13 protein-coding genes are annotated in these 18941 nt (G+C 38.7%); all 13 read right to left on the bottom strand.

Going from position 1 to position 18941, the window contains the following annotated elements; genetic code table 11:
* Positions 1 to 174 precede the first annotated feature (174 nt).
* Entirely contained in the window at positions 175 to 891 is a 717-nt protein-coding gene (locus RWU19_RS10790) for an MIP/aquaporin family protein (RefSeq protein WP_002292560.1), read from the bottom strand.
* Positions 892 to 2715 (bottom strand): type 1 glycerol-3-phosphate oxidase, encoded by a 1824-nt coding sequence (gene glpO, locus RWU19_RS10785; RefSeq protein ID WP_123837587.1) that lies wholly within the window; start codon positions 2713 to 2715, stop codon positions 892 to 894. It abuts the gene before it with no gap.
* A gap of 13 nt (positions 2716 to 2728) precedes the next feature.
* The gene (glpK, locus tag RWU19_RS10780; RefSeq protein WP_002292557.1) at positions 2729 to 4225 is read right to left on the bottom strand and encodes a glycerol kinase GlpK; all 1497 of its coding nucleotides are present in this window, start codon (positions 4223 to 4225) and stop codon (positions 2729 to 2731) included.
* Positions 4226 to 4361: 136 nt separating this feature from the next.
* Positions 4362 to 5822, bottom strand: a complete 1461-nt coding sequence (locus RWU19_RS10775) for a helix-turn-helix domain-containing protein (RefSeq protein WP_123837586.1) — start codon at positions 5820 to 5822, stop codon at positions 4362 to 4364.
* Positions 5812 to 7107 carry an FAD/NAD(P)-binding oxidoreductase gene (locus RWU19_RS10770; protein ID WP_123837585.1) on the bottom strand — a complete coding sequence of 432 codons (1296 nt, stop codon included), beginning with the start codon at positions 7105 to 7107 and terminating at the stop codon, positions 5812 to 5814. Before RWU19_RS10770 ends, RWU19_RS10775 begins: the two co-directional genes overlap by 11 nt.
* A gap of 344 nt (positions 7108 to 7451) precedes the next feature.
* Complete coding sequence (locus RWU19_RS10765) at positions 7452 to 8129, bottom strand: type 1 glutamine amidotransferase domain-containing protein (protein ID WP_123837584.1); 678 nt, start codon at positions 8127 to 8129, stop codon at positions 7452 to 7454.
* Between the two features lie 29 nt (positions 8130 to 8158).
* Positions 8159 to 9250, bottom strand: coding sequence for an NADH-dependent flavin oxidoreductase (locus tag RWU19_RS10760; RefSeq protein WP_033650149.1), 1092 nt, complete (start codon positions 9248 to 9250; stop codon positions 8159 to 8161).
* A 102-nt stretch (positions 9251 to 9352) separates the two neighbouring features.
* A complete protein-coding gene (locus RWU19_RS10755) occupies positions 9353 to 9787 on the bottom strand; it encodes a MarR family winged helix-turn-helix transcriptional regulator (RefSeq protein ID WP_123837583.1) in 435 nt (144 codons plus the stop codon).
* Between the two features lie 303 nt (positions 9788 to 10090).
* On the bottom strand, positions 10091 to 11548 hold the full coding sequence (locus RWU19_RS10750) for a glycoside hydrolase family 1 protein (protein ID WP_070769841.1): 1458 nt from the start codon (positions 11546 to 11548) through the stop codon (positions 10091 to 10093).
* Positions 11545 to 13440: a beta-glucoside-specific PTS transporter subunit IIABC gene (locus RWU19_RS10745; protein ID WP_316002505.1), complete on the bottom strand. Its 1896-nt coding sequence runs from the start codon at positions 13438 to 13440 to the stop codon at positions 11545 to 11547. The genes RWU19_RS10750 and RWU19_RS10745 overlap by 4 nt, the downstream gene beginning before the upstream one ends.
* Positions 13441 to 13497: 57 nt before the next feature.
* The gene (locus RWU19_RS10740) at positions 13498 to 15273 is read right to left on the bottom strand and encodes an HTH domain-containing protein (protein ID WP_123837581.1); all 1776 of its coding nucleotides are present in this window, start codon (positions 15271 to 15273) and stop codon (positions 13498 to 13500) included.
* A 49-nt stretch (positions 15274 to 15322) separates the two neighbouring features.
* Positions 15323 to 16819, bottom strand: a complete 1497-nt coding sequence (locus RWU19_RS10735) for a glycoside hydrolase family 1 protein (protein ID WP_123837580.1) — start codon at positions 16817 to 16819, stop codon at positions 15323 to 15325.
* Positions 16820 to 17012: 193 nt separating this feature from the next.
* A complete protein-coding gene (locus RWU19_RS10730; protein ID WP_123837579.1) occupies positions 17013 to 18635 on the bottom strand; it encodes a glycoside hydrolase family 13 protein in 1623 nt (540 codons plus the stop codon).
* Positions 18636 to 18941: the final 306 nt, after the last annotated feature.

Genomic DNA, 18941 nt, shown 5'->3' with positions numbered 1-18941 from the left:
CAGGTACCGTTTCATAAGCACACCAAATAAACCTTGTTTATTGGCTATTCGACTTACTGATTAGATACCAGCTACACTCACAAAACATTCCCCATTCTTCTAGGTCTTATTTATTTTCCACTTAACTATAGCAAGACGCCTTTTGATTGTCAAACCTTAGTATGTTTTATAGATTTACACCATTAATGAATAGACACCTACCGCAATAATTGCTCCGATCATTGGACCTGCGATTGGTACCCATGAATATGCCCAATCTGAAGTTCCTTTATTAGCTATTGGCAATACCGCATGTGCTAATCGAGGACCAAAGTCCCGAGCAGGGTTGATTGCGTATCCTGTTGGTCCTCCTAATGAAAGACCGATGGCTAAGATCAATCCACCTACAGCGAATACGTTCGTTCCAGGTGCAAATTCGTTTTGTCCAAAAGCTAGCAACCCAAGAACTAATACAAAAGTACCAATTAATTCTGTGATTACATTTGCTGGATAGTTCCGTATAGCAGGACCTGTTGCAAACGTACCTAAAATCGCACTTTCATCTTTCGTTGCATTCCAATGCGGCAAATAAGAAAGCCAAACAAGAATGGCTCCTGCAAAAGCGCCTAAAACTTGCGCAATGATGAAAGGAACGACAAGATTCCAACTAATTGCCCCTGTCATCGCCATAGCTAGAGAGACTGCAGGATTCAAATGAGCTGGGCCCATGAATCCAGAAATATAGACAGCCATTGTTACAGCGAGTCCCCAACCAAATGCGATGACAATCCAGCCAGAAGCTTGTGCTTTACTTTTGTTTAGATTCACAGCCGCACACACACCATCTCCAAGCAAAACTAGGATCAAAGTCCCAATAAACTCCCCCATGATTTGAGTCATATCACTGTTCATTTATTTCTCCCCCTTTAGTTCCCGCAGATCTGATTCTGCGATCAATGCTTCTAAACGTTTAGTCTGTTGCGCCTTCTCCTCTTCTGTCCACCCAAAATACCCAGCAATTGCATCGATCACAGGTTGCTTGATCTCATCCAGCTGATCTCGTTCAAACAACAGATGATTCGTACGACGAATGAGATAATCACCTGGAGCTAAAACCATTTCTTCTTCTAAGCCATAACGTAACCGAGCTGACTCAGCGAGACTCAAACCAGGATAAGGTGTCATTTCTTTTGCTAATTCAAAGATACGTCGAGCATTAGTCCCGTAAAAATCAGCGATATAAGTAGCATCTTCTTCCTCTAAACCGGCTGCTACTCCTTCTTTTGCTAATTCCGTCACTGTTTCTTCTAATTTCGTTGGATCGAAGTTTCCACCTGAAATCTGATATTTTTTAGAGTCGATTTCTTTCGTCTCTATTCCGTATTCTTCTTTTAACAGCTGACGAATCAATCGTAAAGCTCCTTCTGCCATCTTACGGTAATCAGTGATTTTCCCACCTGATAAAGTCAACAAGCCATCTGGTTCTCTTTCTAAAGAACTACCTCTGGAAATCGTAGAAGGTGCTTTTTCATCACGGCTGTTTTCCAAATGGTTCAACACATCTTCTACTTCAGCACGAGAAACTTTATTTTCCTTATATTCACTTACTGTATCAATCACTTTATTGAAGCTCTTGTCTGAAATCGATCCATTATCTCCGCCATTATAATCAGAACCAGAATTACCAATCAATAGTGGACGAAGCCCTGCCCAGCTTGCTTCGATATCTGCCAATGTGATATTTGCTTCTGGATAGCGATGGTTGATTACATCCAATAGATAATCCACGTCTTCTTGTGTGACTTTTGGATCCGTAAAGTCTCCTTGGTAATCCGTATCTGTCGTACCAAAGTAAGTCTTGTTTTCTCTTGGGATAGCAAAAACCATCCGCCCATCTTGTTTTCCTGTATCGAAGTATGTGGGTTGCGGTACAGGCAGTTTTTTCGCATCTACGACTAAATGGATCCCTTTGGTTGGACGCATTTTAGGAGAGACTGGACGCGTAAAATTCAAGTTCCGTACTTTATCTACCCAAGGACCACTCGTATTGATCACTAATTTTGCTTTGATCTCTATCACTTCATCTGTCAGCAGATCACGAGCTTTGACACCAACGATTTGATCGCCCTCATATAAAAAGCCAACCGCTTTCATTTTACTTACTAGATAAGCCCCATCTTCTGCAGCCTTTTTGATATTATCGATCACTAAACGGGCATCATTGTTGCGGAAATCCAGATAAACACCTGCACCTTTTAGCCCTTCTTTTTTCAAAAATGGTTCTCTTTCCAATACTTCTTCTGGTGTCAGGGTATAGTTCTCATATTTAGTTCCTGTCACATTTGCCAGTTTGTCGTAAAGGTCCATTGCTACTTTGACAGAGAACATATTGAAGGTTGTTGCTCCTTCATCTTCATAGATTGGTAAAAGCATTGGATCTGGTTTTGGGATGTGTGGGGCAATACCTTGTACGACTGCACGTTCACCAACTGTGTCAGCTACTACTTCCACATCAAATGTTTTCAGATAACGAATACCGCCATGCACAAGTTTGGTCGAGCGAGAGGACGTCCCTTCTGCAAAATCTTGCATTTCGATCAATCCTGTTTTGATTCCTGATGCTGCTGCCTGGACTGCCACACCGGCACCAGTGATTCCGCCACCGATGATCAACAGATCCAATTCTTCTTGCTGCATTTTTTGAATGCTATCTTGTCTTGTCTTGTTTGAAAACATATGGATTTCCTCCTTATTCAAATGCTTGGGTAGCTTTTACTGCTTTTTTCCAGCCATTGTAAAGTTTTTCTCGGCGCTCTTCCTCCATTTGAACTTCAAATAGCTTGCCAGCTTCATAAAATTCACGGATCTCGTCTGTATCTTTCCAATAGCCGACAGCTAATCCTGCTAAAAATGCTGCCCCTAGTGCTGTTGTTTCCAAGTTTTCTGCTCGTTGGATCGGTACATTCAAGATATCTGTTTGGAATTGCATCAGATATTCATTATTTGCTGCACCGCCATCCACTTTCAATACAGGAATCTTGATTCCAGTGTCATCTTGCATCGTATCGATGATATCTCTCACTTGATAGGCAATCGACTGCAGAGTAGCTTTAATGATATCTTCTTTTGTCGTTCCACGTGTCAAACCAAACATAGCCCCTCGTGCTGCCTGATCCCAATAAGGAGCACCCAGTCCAACAAATGCAGGAACAACATAGACCTCATCTTCGTTTGTGGAGCGTTTTGCCGCGGCTTCCGAATCACTAGCCTTTTGCAACATTTGAAGACCATCTCTCAGCCATTGAATCGAAGAACCAGCCACAAAAATACTTCCTTCTAAAGCATAGTAAACCTTTCCATTTATACCGTAACCAATTGTCGTCAATAAATTATTTTTGGATAATTGCGGTTTTTCACCGGTATTCATGACAATAAATGAACCTGTACCATAAGTATTCTTGACCATACCTGGTTCGAATGCCATTTGTCCGAATAATGCAGCTTGCTGGTCTCCTGCCATCCCTGAAATTGGTGCTTCGCTTCCATAAAAATGATAACCTTGCGTATAACCATAAACTTCTGAGTTAGAAGTAACTTTTGGTAACATCACTCGAGGAATATTCAATAAATCCAAAATTTCCTGATCCCAATCTAGCTGATGGATATTGAACAACATCGTCCGACTGGCATTCGAGTAATCAGTAACATGTGCTTGTCCATCGGTCAGTTTCCATACTAACCACGAATCAATCGTTCCAAACATTAACTCGCCTTTTTCAGCGCGTTCTTGCGCACCTTCTACATGATCAAGAATCCAGCGAATCTTCGTTGCTGAGAAATAGGCATCGATCACTAGTCCTGTTTTTTCGTGGAAAAATTCTTGATATCCTTCATTTTTTAAGTTATCTGCAATTCCAGCTGATTGTCTGGATTGCCAAACAACTGCATGATAGATTGGACGTCCTGTATCTTTTTCCCAGATTACTGTTGTTTCACGCTGGTTCGTTATGCCAATCCCAGCAATCTGGTTTGGTTTGATCCCTGATTCGATGAAAGCTCCGGCAATAACTGACTGTACAGAATTCCAGATTTCATTTGCATCATGTTCAACCCAGCTTTCTTGCGGGAAATATTGCGTGAACTCTTTTTGAGAACTGCCGATATGTCTTCCTTTCTTGTCAAAGATAATTGCTCGTGAGCTAGTTGTACCTTGGTCAATCGCCATGATATACGTTGGTTCTGTCATTATGATTCCCTCCATTATCTGCAAACGCTTTCTTTAACTGCTTTTATCATACTACTCATTTAAAAAAAGAAACTGTCAAAATTTTATTCTTTTTTTCTTTTTTTTGACAGTTTTTTATTATGATGCTAGTTTTTGATCAATTCTTTTCTTTTTTCAACATTTCTATTCTTCTTTTCAATCGGATAATGTCATAAGGCGACGCAAATTCTGATAGATAATATTCACTCTGTTGCTTGTTTCTCTGACAAAACGTTATGACCAAATCATAGTTTTTTCCTTCTTCATAACTTTCAATCTCAATACCGCTGACTCCTCTCAGTTCTCTGATCAGATACTGTTGGAAAGCAATACGGTAAATAGGCAAACTTTCTAAATCGATCCCTATCACTACTGGTTTCGCAATATAAAAATCGATCATCAAAAGAACATTGGCATACTGGATCATCAGATAACTAAGTGCACTGTCTTCGGCGCTTTTCCTTGGCAATTGCTGCATCGCTGTTTCCTGTAGTTTCTCCAATAACTGTGTTAAGGAATGCCCAAGCATTTTTTGCTGCTGCTCCAAAAGCCGATCACGCTCGTAGACTTCGATCTTTCCAACAAAGAAAAACCATTCATTGTTGATTTGTGAAATTTGGTACCCTACTGCTTTTTCCTCTTTGATTTTCAAACGACGAGGACGATAATGCCATAGCATCGTTTCCCGAATATAAGTATCCAAAACAGCGGTGGGTAACTTTTTGCTCCGTGTCAAATCATATTGATAAAATATTTCTTCGTCGACTATCGAAAAAGAAACAAAAAAGCTGTAAAACATCATTGTTTCGTATACATTCAGTTCTGCTGCTGTTCGACTAAGATGCATCACGATGATTGGATCGATTGCTTGATAAAGCCGGTCCGACTGATAGAGTAATTTCTTTTCTTTCAAAGTTTCGTACGTACTTTTTTCATTCAATAGTCTTTTTTTCGTGATCCCGAGCCAGCAAGCAATCTGTGCTTCTGCTGATGCCGTAAACGTCGTTTCTAATACGCGGCCCAATCCTAGAATGAATGGTCTTTTTTCTGGTGTATTTTGCAAAAAAAGCGGTCGTTGATTTTCCGGAATATATTGGAATAATTCATAATAAAAATATCGGATCTGTAGCTCTTCTCCGTATAATTGTCCGTTTTTGATTTGTAATCCAAATTCCTCTAAGAGCTGGTTCAATTCTTTGATTTTTCGAAAAACAGAAGACTCACTGATATTAAACGCTGTCGCTAATCGAACGATGGATACTTGCTGGTGTTCTAATAAATAGACAAGCATTTTAAACTTCAAGCTTTCCTGTAATAAAAACAAAAGAATTTTTTCCAAACTGACATCTTCGTCCAACACAAGCAGCGCCTGATACTCGTTTCGCTGTACTTCTACTTTTTTTCCCATCATCCGTCCAATCAATTCAATATCTTCCAAATATTGATCAAAAGAGGTTTTTGACAGTTGGACATGCTCTCTCAATCCATTGATAGAGGCTGTTCCCCCTTGCAGAACAAGGTTTCGCAAAATCAGGATCTGTAACTGCTCTTTTCTTTCTAATAATGCTTCAATCTTCATAGGCAGTATTCGCCACCTTTGACCACACCATATTAGGTACACGATATTCTGGCTGGAAAAACAGCTCATGTTCTTCTAACTGTTCGAACGTCCAGCCTTCTTCTACTGCGATTGTCAGTTGGTCAAGAAGATGGAACATTTCTTTTCTGCTTTGGAGCTGTGCTCCAAGAATCTTTTTTTCAGAATCAAATAGGAATTTGACTTTGACTTTGCTCTGGTTTATTGCTGCAAGCTTGTATTCCGCGTACCCTGTTTCAATTTTTTGGGGATAAAAAATGCTTTCTTCTTCTGTCATACCTACGCTTCCTAAGAAATAGCCAAACCACTGATTACCAACTGGTCGATAGGTTCCCTGATCCTTTGTCGCAGAACCACTAATTGTCTTGCTGACATTTCGCGCTGTACGGACAGCGTTATTTACTAGAGAAACGTACATTTTTTCATTTGTTGGGCGAAAAGTGACTTGGATTGCATCGCCAATTGCATAGACGTCTTTTTGAGACGTTTGCAAATAGTCATCTACCCAGATCGTTCCATCATCATTCAATGTTAATTGTTCTTCCCACATCTGATTGTCGGGGCGAGAATGGTTAGCCAGCAAAACAAGATCATAGTTTTCCCTTCTTCTTTCCGTCTCTACTACAGCGGTTTCATTTTCGGACAAAGATACGACTTGCTCTTCTAAGAAAAGCGATATCCCTTGATTTTTCATTTCCTTTACTAACGGCTCCGTCATTTCAGGGTCTAGGTAACGAAAAAGAATCGACTTTCGGCTTTCATAAAGATGGATTTGTGTTTTTCCTGATGCTAAGCCTTCAGCTATTTCGATCCCTGCTTGACCTGCTCCAATGATGGCAATTTTTTTTGCATCCATGATCTTTTGCTGAAGAGCAGCTATGTTTTGTATCTTTTTAACTGGGTGAATGAACCTTGCTTCTGCAGGAACATTTCGAAAATTTTGATTTGAACCAGTCGCCAAAATCAAACGATCAAAATCCAGTTTGTCTCCGCCTGCTAAAACGACTTTCTTTTCTTCCAATCCTATTACCGTCTTTTCTGTGTAAACATGGATACGATAGCGGTCGATCAGCTCTTCTTTGGTGATCCAAAAAAGTTGTTTTTCACTGGTGACCTTTCCTTTTACTATCAGATTGAACCCGCTGGGAATCCACCCTAACTTCGATTGCTTTTCAATCAAATATATTTCACTTGTTGGTATCAATTGGCGAAGATAAATAGCCGCATGAATCCCTGCAAACGACCCGCCGACAATTACAATGTTCATCTGTATTCCTCTTTCTTATTAAGTGTGCGACTGCCAACATGGGCTGAAATCACAATGTTCTTAAACCATGTTTACTCATTCCTATGATCCATAGCAGCGTAGCAGAACACACTCTGTCCATCCTACCGTGTGACTAGGTCTGCTTCTCAGTAATAAATTAGTTGACCTAATTGAAGAGTATCATTTCTGAAGAGATGTTTCAAAAAATGTACTCTTAGAAAGGCAAAAAACTCGCCTTTTGCGTACCTCTGTCCAAATAGGAAACAGAAAAGAACGAAAAGACGTGTTTTAGCGTGTGTAATGTAATAGTTAGAATAGGCAAAACATTTTTATGCTGACAATTTTTAATGCTTTAATGCTTCAACCACTACTTCGCCCAATTGATGAGCAGATTGAGGGTTTTGCCCTGTAAGAAGACGTCCATCGATTTGAACGACTTCTGAAAAAGCTGAACCTGACTGATAGTCAGCTCCTTTTTCTTTCAAAGCATCTTCTGCTAAGAATGGTACTTCATTCGTTGTACCATTGGCTTCCTCTTCTCCATTACTGAATCCAGTCACTGTGCGTCCAGCTAAAATAGACTTTCCAGATTCATCTGTAACTGGCAACAATCCGACAACACCGTGACAAACAGCTGAGACCAGTCCTTCATTTCGATAGATTTGTGAAGCAACTTTCCCAAGATCTGTTGCTTCTGGAAAATCCCACATTGTTCCGTGGCCACCAGCATAATAAACTGCTGCATAATCTTTTGCATCCACATCATCAGGACGTAAGGTATTTCCCAAGGCCCGATTTCTGAAATCTTCATCTTTATAATAGGCCCAATCGATTTCATCCATATTCAAAACACTTTGCGGTTCTAAAGGTACATATCCGCCTTTAGGACTGACAAAATCTGCATCGATCCCATTTTTTACTAATACATCATAAAAATGAGTCAGTTCACTTAACCACAAACCTGTAGGACGCTCGATCTTTTCGTATTTTTCTACATTTGTTAATACGATCAATACTTTCATTTTTCCATCCTCTTTCTATAAAAATTGAGTTATTGATAACGTGCTTTCAAGAAATTATATAATGGACTTGGCAAATAAAGCTCTTTATATGCTTCTTCAAAAGGTTTCGTTACAAATTCATCCTCACGGTTTTCCAATAATTTCTCTGCCCAGTCAGGATCGACGATCATTTGCTGTCCAATTGCTGCAAGTTCTGCATATTTCAGTACTTGCTCTACGTCTTTGCGAGTACGGATGCCTCCGACACCAATTAAAGGGATCTTTCCTTGGATCGTGTCATGGACAGCTTCAAGAATCGACTGATCGCTGTATTTATCAGAACGGGCTCTTCGATCATACGCATTTAATGAAACATGCAGATAATCTAATTTTGTCTCACGTAATCGTTCAAGAAGCCAGATCGTGTCTTCAAAACGGATACCTGGTGTTTCATATTCTTCTGGCGAGAAACGATACCCTACGATGAATGGTTTTTTTGCATATTTTTCAACCGTTGAGAAAACCGTTGTTAATAATTCGTCAATAAAACGATAGCGATTTTCTAAGCTACCGCCCCATTGATCCTCTCGTCTATTCGAATGCGGAGAGAAAAATTGTTGGATCAAATACGTATTTGCTCCATGCAACTCGATACCATCAAATCCTGATTCAATCGCTCTGCGTGTGGCTTCGCCAAATGCTTGGATTGTTTCTTTGATTTCATTTTCACTTAATGCTCGCGGTGTTTCTGCATCAGGTCGTTCCGCTGCAACTGCACTTGCAGATACAGGCTGTTCTCCGGATAGAGTAGCTCGACTAGTCATTCGTCCACCGTGGAAAATCTGAACAATCGCTTTTGCACCTTCTCCTTGGATTGCTTTAGCTAGTTCACTTAACCGAGGAATCATTTCATCGTGAGCGATGCTCAGTTCACCTGGCCAGCCTTTTCCGATATCTTGGACATTTGCAGCACCAGTAATAACAGCACCAAGTCCTTTAGAACGTTGTTTATAATAAGTGATCTCATCTTCGGTGATCACTCCATTGAAGAAGCTGAGTTGTGTCGTCATAGGCGACAGCATCAATCGGTTCTTCAATTGAACTCCTGAAGGTAAAGTAATTGATTGATCAAATTGTGACATTGTCATTCCTCCCATAATTCGCTCTGATTAACCTATCGAGAATCATCTATCATTAAACCACTCGGTTAGTTGTACATGCAACTAATTTGCTTAAAAAAATTTTTATTTTTTTTGTAACTTATCTGTTGCTTCATTCATTATCTCGGCTAATTCTTTACTTGCTTCATTTCCCAAGACTGCTTTGTACGACTGATGGAGTTCTTCCCAGCTACCATCGACTTCCTTAGTAAATTGGCGTCCTTGTTCTGTAAGATAAACTAATGACAAGCGCCCTTCGCTAACTGTTTTGACGTATCCTTTATATTCTAATTTTTCAACAAAACGAGCGATTGTTGAAGGCGCAGAATAGAGCATTTGTGCAATATCTTTTTGCGGTATACCATCTTTGTCTTTTAATATCAATAAAATAAATCCATAAGTTGGTGCCAGACCTGTTTTTCTAAACGCTTCATCCGCTAATTTATTCAATAGGCGATCTAACTTTTTCACACTAAAGAAAAGACATTCATCCAACGCTTTTTCAATTGGCTTTTCCATTTCATCCCCTCCATTGGCGTACATATCATAGTATGATTTTTATTTTTTGTCAAAAAACTCGTAATAATGACCGCTTTTGTCGTTTTTTGATCTAATGCCGATGGTCAGCTGATTGTACACCGTTTATTGAGAGGTCGTGAGCCTGCCGTTGAACTCCGAGTCACAAGGAGCAATTTCAAAAAACAGCTTCTCATGTTTTATGACTATGGTGACTTGTAAACGAGGAGTTGGCAGGAAAATACTGTTTATTCGGAAAGAAGGGGCTGTGACAAGACTTTTGTCACAGCCCCTTCTTTCCTTTTATTATAGGATTTCGCCATTTGATTGGATGACTTGTCTGTACCAATCAAATGATTTTTTCTTTAACCGTTTCTTTGTGCCATTCCCTTCGTCATCTTGATCAACATAGATATATCCATAACGTTTTGACATTTGTGAAGTAGAAGCGCTGACGATATCAATGCAGCCCCACGACGTATAACCAAATAAATCTACTCCATCTTCGATAGCTTCCTTCATCTGCTCAATATGTTGCTTCAAATAGTCAATGCGGTAATCGTCTTGAACGGTTCCATCTTCTTCTACTTTGTCTATAGCTCCGAGTCCGTTTTCAGCTATGAACAGTGGTTTTTGATACCTATCATATAATTGATTCAAAGCAATTCTCAAACCCTTAGGATCAATCTGCCAGCCCCATTCACTTGATGGAAGATACGGATTTTTGATCCCTCCAGTTATTAAGTTTCCTTGGACCCCTTCCAAATTTTCTGGATGAGCACTGACTGCACTAGACATGTAGTAGCTAAAAGAAACAAAATCAACAGGGTAGGCTGCTAAGATTTCTTCATCACCTACTTCTATTTTTAAGTTGATACCTTTTTCTTCAAACATTCGTTGCGTATACGCTGGATAATATCCTCTTGCTTGAACATCACTAAAGAACAAAGAAGTTCTTTGCTGCTCAATTGTTTTTTGAATATCATCCGGATCACAAGAATACGGAACAAGAAGCTGATAGCTGATCATACAACCGACTTGCGAGCCTTTGATAATTTCATGACAAGCTTTTGTAGCTAAAGCACTTGCTATAAACTGATGGTGCGCACCTTGGTATTTCGCTTGTTCCAAATGGGGATGGTTTTCTTCAATTACTCCTACGCTAACAAAAGGGTGATGTTTCACACAGTTGATCTCATTGAAAGTCATCCAATATTTTACTTTATTTTTATAGCGTTTGAATACTGTTTCAGCGAAACGAACGTAAAACTGAATAAGCTTTCGATTAGGCCATCCACCATATTCTGTAACCAAATATAACGGCATTTCATAATGGGAAAGAGAAACGACTGGCTCAATCCCATATTTTAGACATTCGTCAAACACTTGATCATAAAAAAATAATCCCGCTTCATTGGGTGCTTCTTCATCACCATGAGGAAAAATTCTTGTCCATGCGATAGACATCCGATAGCATTTAAAACCCATTTCAGCAAATAAACGGATGTCTTCTTTAAAGTGATGATAGAAATCATTTCCGTGTCTTTTAGGATAATAATACTTGCTGTTGGGATCCTGCGCCGCTTTTACTTGCTGATGCGTCATCATATGCCATTGATCTGTCCATTTTTCTTTAGGTAAATCGCTGTCGAATGTATACACATCAGACACAGATAATCCTTTTTCATCTACATCCCATGCACCTTCACATTGATTGGCCGCTGTCGCTCCGCCCCATAAAAATCCTTCTGGAAATTTTTTCATATCGATCCCCCTAAACTTGCTAGTTTTCTCGTTTGATTATTTTTCTTATGACTAGTAATGATATTTCTGAATCTACTACTATTTGTAACAATAACCATTGTGGTTGGATCATATCCCTCTTTGATTAATTCTTGCAAATCTACTTCCATCAATAAATCGCCTTTACGTACTTTTTTTCCATCAGATACTGCACTTTGAAAGTATTTACCATTTAAATTCACTGTATCAATACCGATATGGATCAGTATTTCTGCTCCTTCTTCACTGACTACCCCAATTGCATGTTTCGTTGGAAAAACTGTTGAAACTTCCCCGTTTACAGGACTGTAGATTTTTCCGTCCGTTGGAATGATCGCAAACCCTTCTCCTAAAGATCCACTAGCAAATGTTGGATCGTTTACTTCAGATAAATCAATTATTTCACCTGCTGCAGGAGTACTTAACACTATATCCTTTGAGGATTCTTCTTCGATTTCATCCTTGTAGCCGAAGAGAAAAGTTAGCATACAGGAACTGATCATCGCTAAGAAATAACTAGCAACTAGCCAAATAAATCCTTCACCAATATAAATCGGGAAAGACAAAATACTTCTTGTAGCAACTGCCAAAGCACCGGCTCCTGCGGCACCAGCTACTCCACCAAATATAGCTCCACATATACAAGCAATGTAAAATGGTCGTTTATATTTAAGAGTCACACCATAAACAGCAGGTTCAGTGATTCCAAATAATGCTGTGATAAATGCAGATAAAGATAAACTTTTTACTTTCTTATTTTTCGTTTTCAAAAATACCCCAAGTACGGCTCCTGCTTGCGCAGCTACAGCAGTCATACATGCTGGACCTAGCGTATCACGACCGTAGAAAGAAAGATTGTTGGTCATTACTGGTACAAGTCCCCAATGTAACCCAAAAATCACTAACACTTGCCAAAATCCGCCGATAACAGCACCAGATAAAACAGGGCTAAAGTTATAAACAGCTAAATATCCAGCTGCAATCAGCTGACTTGCATAATCTGCAATTGGACCTACAACTAATAAAGTAATTGGGACCATCACGATGATACAAATGAATGGTGTCAATAAATTTCGAATACTTTCGTGCAAGCTTTTGCGAATCTTAGGCTCAATATAAGAAAGAACCCATACAGCTAAAATTGCTGGAATAACCGTACTTGTATACCTTGCTAGAATCACGGGCATCCCTAGAAATCGCAAGGTTATGCTATCACTATATGCACTGACAATCGTAGGATAAACGAGAGCTGCTGCAATAACCATAGCGATGAAACGATCTGTATTGAACTTTTTTGCAGCAGTATATGCCAAAAATATAGGCAAGAAATAGAAAAATGCATCAGCTGCTGCATTCAAAATGATATAAGTTCCTGATTCAGTAGTTAATAAATTCAAACTCGTACATAAGGCGAGTACTCCTTTGATCAAACCACTTCCTGCCAAGACGCCTAAAGTCGGGGCAAAAACAGCGGCGATCATGTCTATAAAAGAGTTTAAAATGCCTTTTTTCTCAGTTCCTCTCTTTCCACTAGATGCATCATCTTCTAGTTTCATTTGTTTGGATAATACATCATACACCTCATTTACTGCATTTCCTACTACGACTTGAAACATTCCCCCAGCTTCGACTACAGTGATCACACCTTCTAGTTGCTCTACCTTCTCCTTGTCTACCTTCTTATTATCTTTTAGGGTAAAGCGTAACCTTGTTGCACAATGGTAAACATTGCTGACATTTTCTTCGCCTCCGACAAATCGGACAATATCTTTCGCTAATTGTGAATAGTCCATTTTTTCTTCCCCCTTGTTAATTAATGCCGTAGCAATCCTTCTTACAAGATAAGTATAGTTCTTAGAAAACGGTTTCTCCATTCAATTAGTACCCCTTCTAATAGCGAACGAAACTGTACAATAGTGTGTATGGTTTACTTAGCCGAGCAAATCACTCACTGCTTGAAAGAAAACAAGTATATCGTTTCTCTTATAGTCAAAGGAGACAAAAAAAACACGCTTGATCTTCCTTTGCTGATATATAAGTGGTATCTCAAGCTGATACTCTGTGATTTTTGTTTCTACTTGGCTTTTGATAAGACAGCACAACAAAGTCTCGGCATTTAACGGAAGCATAACTAAGTCAGAACTAGGAGAGATTAGTTGCTGAATGGAATCTATCTTTTTATGGATTTTTATTTGATTTTCTTCGTTGTAGTAATAATCAAGCAGTTTTGTTTTCTTTTTTTCTTCAACTATGGTCAGCTTTTCACGCAAAATCTGATAAATCTCCGAAGATTCAAACTCATCTAGAACACTAGGTAGATAAATCAAATCATCCCACTCAAAAATAAGCTCTTGCTCAGTAGTCAAAATTGCATCATATTCCGTTATTTTGTTTGATTGATTTTTGAAAAGATACACTGGTTCTATCCGGCATTCTTTGATCCACATGTTCATACTTTGTTGAATCTGTTTTCTTAGTGTATTCAAAATACTAATTGGCTGGTTACTAACAATCAGTATCTCCCCTTGTTTTCGAAAAGGATTCAACGCTTCGGCAAGATACAAAACCAAATAAGCGCTTTCAGCTAAGTTGGGACGTAATTGAAAATGTATTGGGAAGAAACGCCGAATTAAATAAATTTCTAAAGGATAACGGGAGATGATCTTTTGGACAAAATGATTCATGGTATTATGTCCGGCATCCATCCTCGTTTTCATTTGTTTGATATGGGTTAGCAAAAATTCTGTTTCATGGAACAATAACGAAACAGGAAGATCTAAAAAACGAATAATCGTTTGCTCAAATGCTCTTAGATTCTTCTCTATCTCTTTGTTTTTTTCATCATTGATCATCAAATAATTTAACTCTAATAGTCGATTTTCAATTGCTTGTTTTTCTTGATTGGAAAAAGAATAGGGTAGTTCTGATGATAATTTTTTTGTGAGGGTCTCTACCATCGGAATAAATAATGTATGCCTGTTTTTTTTTTCTAAAGGTTCTTCTCTTCGAAGAATGGTCAAAACGAGATACCGAGAAAATCGAATGAAGTCCTCTCCTGAGACAATATAATTATATGATATAAGAACCTCTTTTAATGTCTTTTGGACAGTCGGCATGATATTGGAAAAAATTGTACTGATTTGTTGAGGCAACCTTGCGTGTTGGATCACCGTTTCTGTTCCAACAAGAGATAAGAAAATTCTTTTTGAATTTTCTTCAGCAATGATTTTTAGTCCTTTTGTCGACGAAACTTCCAGTTCTAATTTAGGATTGCGCTCGATCCAACGCAAAATCGTTTTTATTTGTAATGATACTGCTGTTTTTGAAAGAAAGAAAATGTCTGCTATCTTTTGCATACTGACATACCCTTTTTGAAACAATAAGTACGTCACAATAGTTGAAGCTCGGAAATCCATGCTGGAATAGATTTTATGTTTCGTCACCTCTTGTATGATTTGCTGTTTAGTTTCAGATTCAATTGATTCTAAAAAATAACCTGAACGTTTATTTGACTGGATAATGATTTTCTTCTCGTAGATAGCAAGCATATTTTTGATTTCAGTTTGGATCGTTTTCTTGTTGGTACCTAAAGCTTCAGCTAATTCTTCGCTTGTTATCCAATGATTCTTATTTCTTAATACTACAAGAATTTGGAGTTGTCGTTTATTTAAGTCCATTTGCTTACACCTCCTCTTTGTTATAAACATACAGGAAAAACCTCTCAAATGACAATAGTCACTTGCAGAGGTTTAAAAATCATTTGAAGAAAGATCTATATTCAAGGTTTTTACCATTAGACTGGATAATTTGTTTATAATATTCAAAACTATCTTTTTTCAATCTCCTAAAGCTTCCGCTCCCATCATTTTGTCTATCCACATAAATAAAGCCATATCGCTTCCTCATTTCCCCTGTTCCTGCCGATACGATATCAATTGGTCCCCACCATAAGTAACCAATGATTTGGCAACCATCTTTTATTGCCTCAGCTATTTCCTGAAGATGTATTTTTAGATACTCACAACGTTTTGGATCGTGGATTCGATTCAATTCATCTGGTGCTTCATCTAGTCCAATGCCGTTTTCAACTATGAATAATGGTAATTCATAACGGTCTGTCAATTCATTCATGACATAACGAAACCCTAGAGGATCAATTGGCCAACTCCAAGGTTCGGGAGATTTTTCCTTCAAAAAGGGATTATCGAAACCATTTGCTCCGCCAGTATCTACGCGCATTTCTGCTTCTTTTTTATAGACAGCGCTACGATAATAACTAAATGCAATATAATCTGCCGTGTTAGCTTGCAAGCACTGTTCGTCCCCATCTAACATTACTGGTGCACAGTCTTCTTCCTTCCATGTCCTGTAAATATAAGCTGGATAATGCCCTCGGCACATGACATCGGAGAAAAACCATGAATTGCGTTTGAATTGCAATGAACCAAATACATTCTCTGGATCACAGTCATATGCATAAGTCGCTAATGCAGAAAAGCTACACATGATACCCATCTCAGCATTTGGATCGATTTTCTTTAATAATTGAGTAGCACGGGCGTTCGCTAGAAACATATGATGACAGGCTTGATAAATCTCTTTTTTTGTTAGTGTAGCAATGGGTTCAAGTTTATCTCTAGCAGGGAATGTAACCAATCCAGCAGCTGCATAAGGCATACGAAAAGCATTATTGATCTCATTAAAGGACATCCAATATTTCACTTTCCCTTGGTAGCGTTCAAAGACGGTCTGCGCATAAAATTCAAAAAAGTCAATTAATTTTCGATTTTGCCACCCCCCATACTCTCCTACCAATGCTAAGGGGGTTTCATAATGGCTAAGGGTAATTACTGGCTCGATATCATATCGATTTAGTGTATTGATTAGTCTGTCATAAAATACGAGACCAGCCTCATTTGGCTTCTGTTCGTCTCCTCTTGGAAATATTCGTGCCCATGAGATGCTTGTTCGAAAAGCTTTTAAACCTAACTCCTTCAGTAAACGAATATCCTCTTCAAATCGATGATAAAAATCAATCGCTTCATGAGAAAGATAATGGAGTGATTCGTCTAAAGCAATCTCCCAAATCTTTTTTTCTTCATTCCACTGAATACTAGGATGCTGGTTCATGATCCCGATAAGCGTATCTGTCACATTAGGTAATTTGCCATCTTCCAACCATGCACCTTCACATTGATTAGCAGCTACTGCTCCGCCCCATAAAAAATTTTCTGGAAATATTTCCTGATCCATAACTATCTCTCCTCGCTATCAACAATTTCTTACTTGAAGTATAGCTCGATTCATCAAAACAAGATATTCTAACTATTTCGGCAGAAGAGAAGAAAAAAATTGAATGCTATTCTTCATTTTTAATATTTATATATAACAAATACATGAGACGATCCCCGAAAGAAAACACTCGTTAACCATCTAAGCAAACGATTTATTTTACTTCCACCACAAATGCTTCATATGGTCGTAGCTCGACTTTGCCGTCTGGTAACTGTTTCAGAGGATAATTTGACACAATAATCCTTAAAGCTTCACGTGGAACAGTGAACACCTGTTTTTCACTGGACATATTGCAAACAACGAGCCATCGCTGATCTTCATATATGCGAGAATAGGCAAAGACATGCTCTGGCGTCTCTTCTACTAATTCATAGTCTCCCCAGACGATGATGTCATGTTTTCTACGCAAATCGATCAATTTCTTGTACATATAAAAAACAGAATCTTGATCTGCTAACGCTTCTTCTGCATTGATTTCTTTATAATTTGGGTTGACTCGAAGCCATGGAATTCCAGTAGTAAACCCAGCATGTTCACGGGCGTTCCATTGCATAGGCGTCCTAGCATTGTCTCTTCCTTTCGCATTGATTGATTCCAAGATTTCCTCTTTTGTAAATCCAGAAGAAATCCTTTCGTTATACATATTGATTGTCTCAATATCTTTTGCTTCCGAGATATCATCAATTGGGCAATTCGTCATGCCTAATTCTTCTCCTTGATAAATATAAGGAGTGCCTTTCATCATATGAAGCAAGATAGCAAACATCTTGGCACTTTCTTTTCGATACACATCGTCATTTCCCCAACGTGAGACGATTCGAGGCAGATCATGATTATTCCAAAATAAACTATTCCATCCTTCATCACCCAAAGAAGTTTGCCATTTCGATAATACTTTTTTCAGTTCAGAGATACTTAAAGGTTTCAAATCCCATTTGTCTTTGCCTTCTTGCTGATCTAATCCTATGTGTTCGAATTGGAAGATCATGGATAATTCATTTCTTTTAGGATTGGAATAAAGTTTAGCAATCTCGGTAGTTGCTCCCCATGTTTCGCCAACGGTCATCAGATTTTTGTCGCCAAAAGTTGCTTGATTCATTTCCTGAAGATACTCATGCAGTTTAGGTCCATTACTTGTGATTTCTTTATCCGGTTCTTTGCCAATCATATCGATCACGTCCATACGAAAGCCGCCAATACCTTTGTCGATCCAGAAATTCATCATTTGATAAATCGCTTGGCGAACCTGTTTGTTTTTCCAATTCAAATCAGGTTGACGCTTGCTATACAAGTGCAGAAAATATTGCCCTGTTTGCTCACCCAACTGCCAAGCAGGTCCACTGAATATCGAGCGCAATCCATTAGGCTCCTCTCCATTGACTGGGTCACGCCAAATATAGTAGTCACGATAAGGATTTTCTTTATTTTTACGTGCCTCAATGAACCACGGGTGTTCATCAGAAGTATGATTCACCACCAGATCCATAACGATACGGATGTTTCTTTTCTTTGCTTCTTCAATCAGTTCCTCCATTTCTTCCATCGTACCGAATTCTGCCATGATTGCTTGATAATCGCTGATATCATAGCCATTGTCATCATTTGGAGACTCGTACACCGGCGAAAGCCAAATCACATCAATGCCCAAATATGCCAGATAATCCAATCTGGAAATAATCCCTCGCAAGTCTCCAATCCCATCTTGATTTGAATCTTGAAAACTTCTTGGATAGATTTGATAAACAACTGAATGGTGCCACCATTTTCGTTCCATGATTTCCCTCCTATAAATGGATGTTTCTATTTTTCGCTTAATCATCTAGTTTAGTTTCTTCCACCAAAAATTGTAACGCTTTCAAATAGTCATTGCACCTTGTTATCGGTAACAGAATAAAACAAAAAAACAGCTGAGGAAATTTCCTCAACTGTTTTTTGAAAGGATTGATTGATGCAGGGAAGAACGCTGATTTCACAATCTCTTTATAAACGGTGTTCACTCAGCTGTCCCTCGGTATTAGCTCCAAAAACGGTAAAATATGAGGAACTATTTTTTCGTTTTTTTCTCTAATACTCAGGCCAG

This window comes from Enterococcus sp. 2STP (genome assembly GCF_032465635.1).
Classification (GTDB): domain Bacteria; phylum Bacillota; class Bacilli; order Lactobacillales; family Enterococcaceae; genus Enterococcus_B; species Enterococcus_B lactis.
The sequence above is the reverse complement of the archived record's forward strand: the minus strand, read 5'-3'. Positions and strand labels throughout refer to the sequence as shown.

What these genes read in the sequence shown, in the direction of transcription:
- RWU19_RS10790 (WP_002292560.1), bottom strand. Translation starts at nt 891, where the DNA reads ATGAACAGTGATATGACTCAAATCATGGGGGAGTTTATTGGGACTTTG.
- glpO (WP_123837587.1), bottom strand. Translation starts at nt 2,715, where the DNA reads ATGTTTTCAAACAAGACAAGACAAGATAGCATTCAAAAAATGCAGCAA.
- glpK (WP_002292557.1), bottom strand. Translation starts at nt 4,225, where the DNA reads ATGACAGAACCAACGTATATCATGGCGATTGACCAAGGTACAACTAGC.
- RWU19_RS10775 (WP_123837586.1), bottom strand. Translation starts at nt 5,822, where the DNA reads ATGAAGATTGAAGCATTATTAGAAAGAAAAGAGCAGTTACAGATCCTG.
- RWU19_RS10770 (WP_123837585.1), bottom strand. Translation starts at nt 7,107, where the DNA reads ATGAACATTGTAATTGTCGGCGGGTCGTTTGCAGGGATTCATGCGGCT.
- RWU19_RS10765 (WP_123837584.1), bottom strand. Translation starts at nt 8,129, where the DNA reads ATGAAAGTATTGATCGTATTAACAAATGTAGAAAAATACGAAAAGATC.
- RWU19_RS10760 (WP_033650149.1), bottom strand. Translation starts at nt 9,250, where the DNA reads ATGTCACAATTTGATCAATCAATTACTTTACCTTCAGGAGTTCAATTG.
- RWU19_RS10755 (WP_123837583.1), bottom strand. Translation starts at nt 9,787, where the DNA reads ATGGAAAAGCCAATTGAAAAAGCGTTGGATGAATGTCTTTTCTTTAGT.
- RWU19_RS10750 (WP_070769841.1), bottom strand. Translation starts at nt 11,548, where the DNA reads ATGAAAAAATTTCCAGAAGGATTTTTATGGGGCGGAGCGACAGCGGCC.
- RWU19_RS10745 (WP_316002505.1), bottom strand. Translation starts at nt 13,440, where the DNA reads ATGGAGAAACCGTTTTCTAAGAACTATACTTATCTTGTAAGAAGGATT.
- RWU19_RS10740 (WP_123837581.1), bottom strand. Translation starts at nt 15,273, where the DNA reads ATGTTTATAACAAAGAGGAGGTGTAAGCAAATGGACTTAAATAAACGA.
- RWU19_RS10735 (WP_123837580.1), bottom strand. Translation starts at nt 16,819, where the DNA reads ATGGATCAGGAAATATTTCCAGAAAATTTTTTATGGGGCGGAGCAGTA.
- RWU19_RS10730 (WP_123837579.1), bottom strand. Translation starts at nt 18,635, where the DNA reads ATGGAACGAAAATGGTGGCACCATTCAGTTGTTTATCAAATCTATCCA.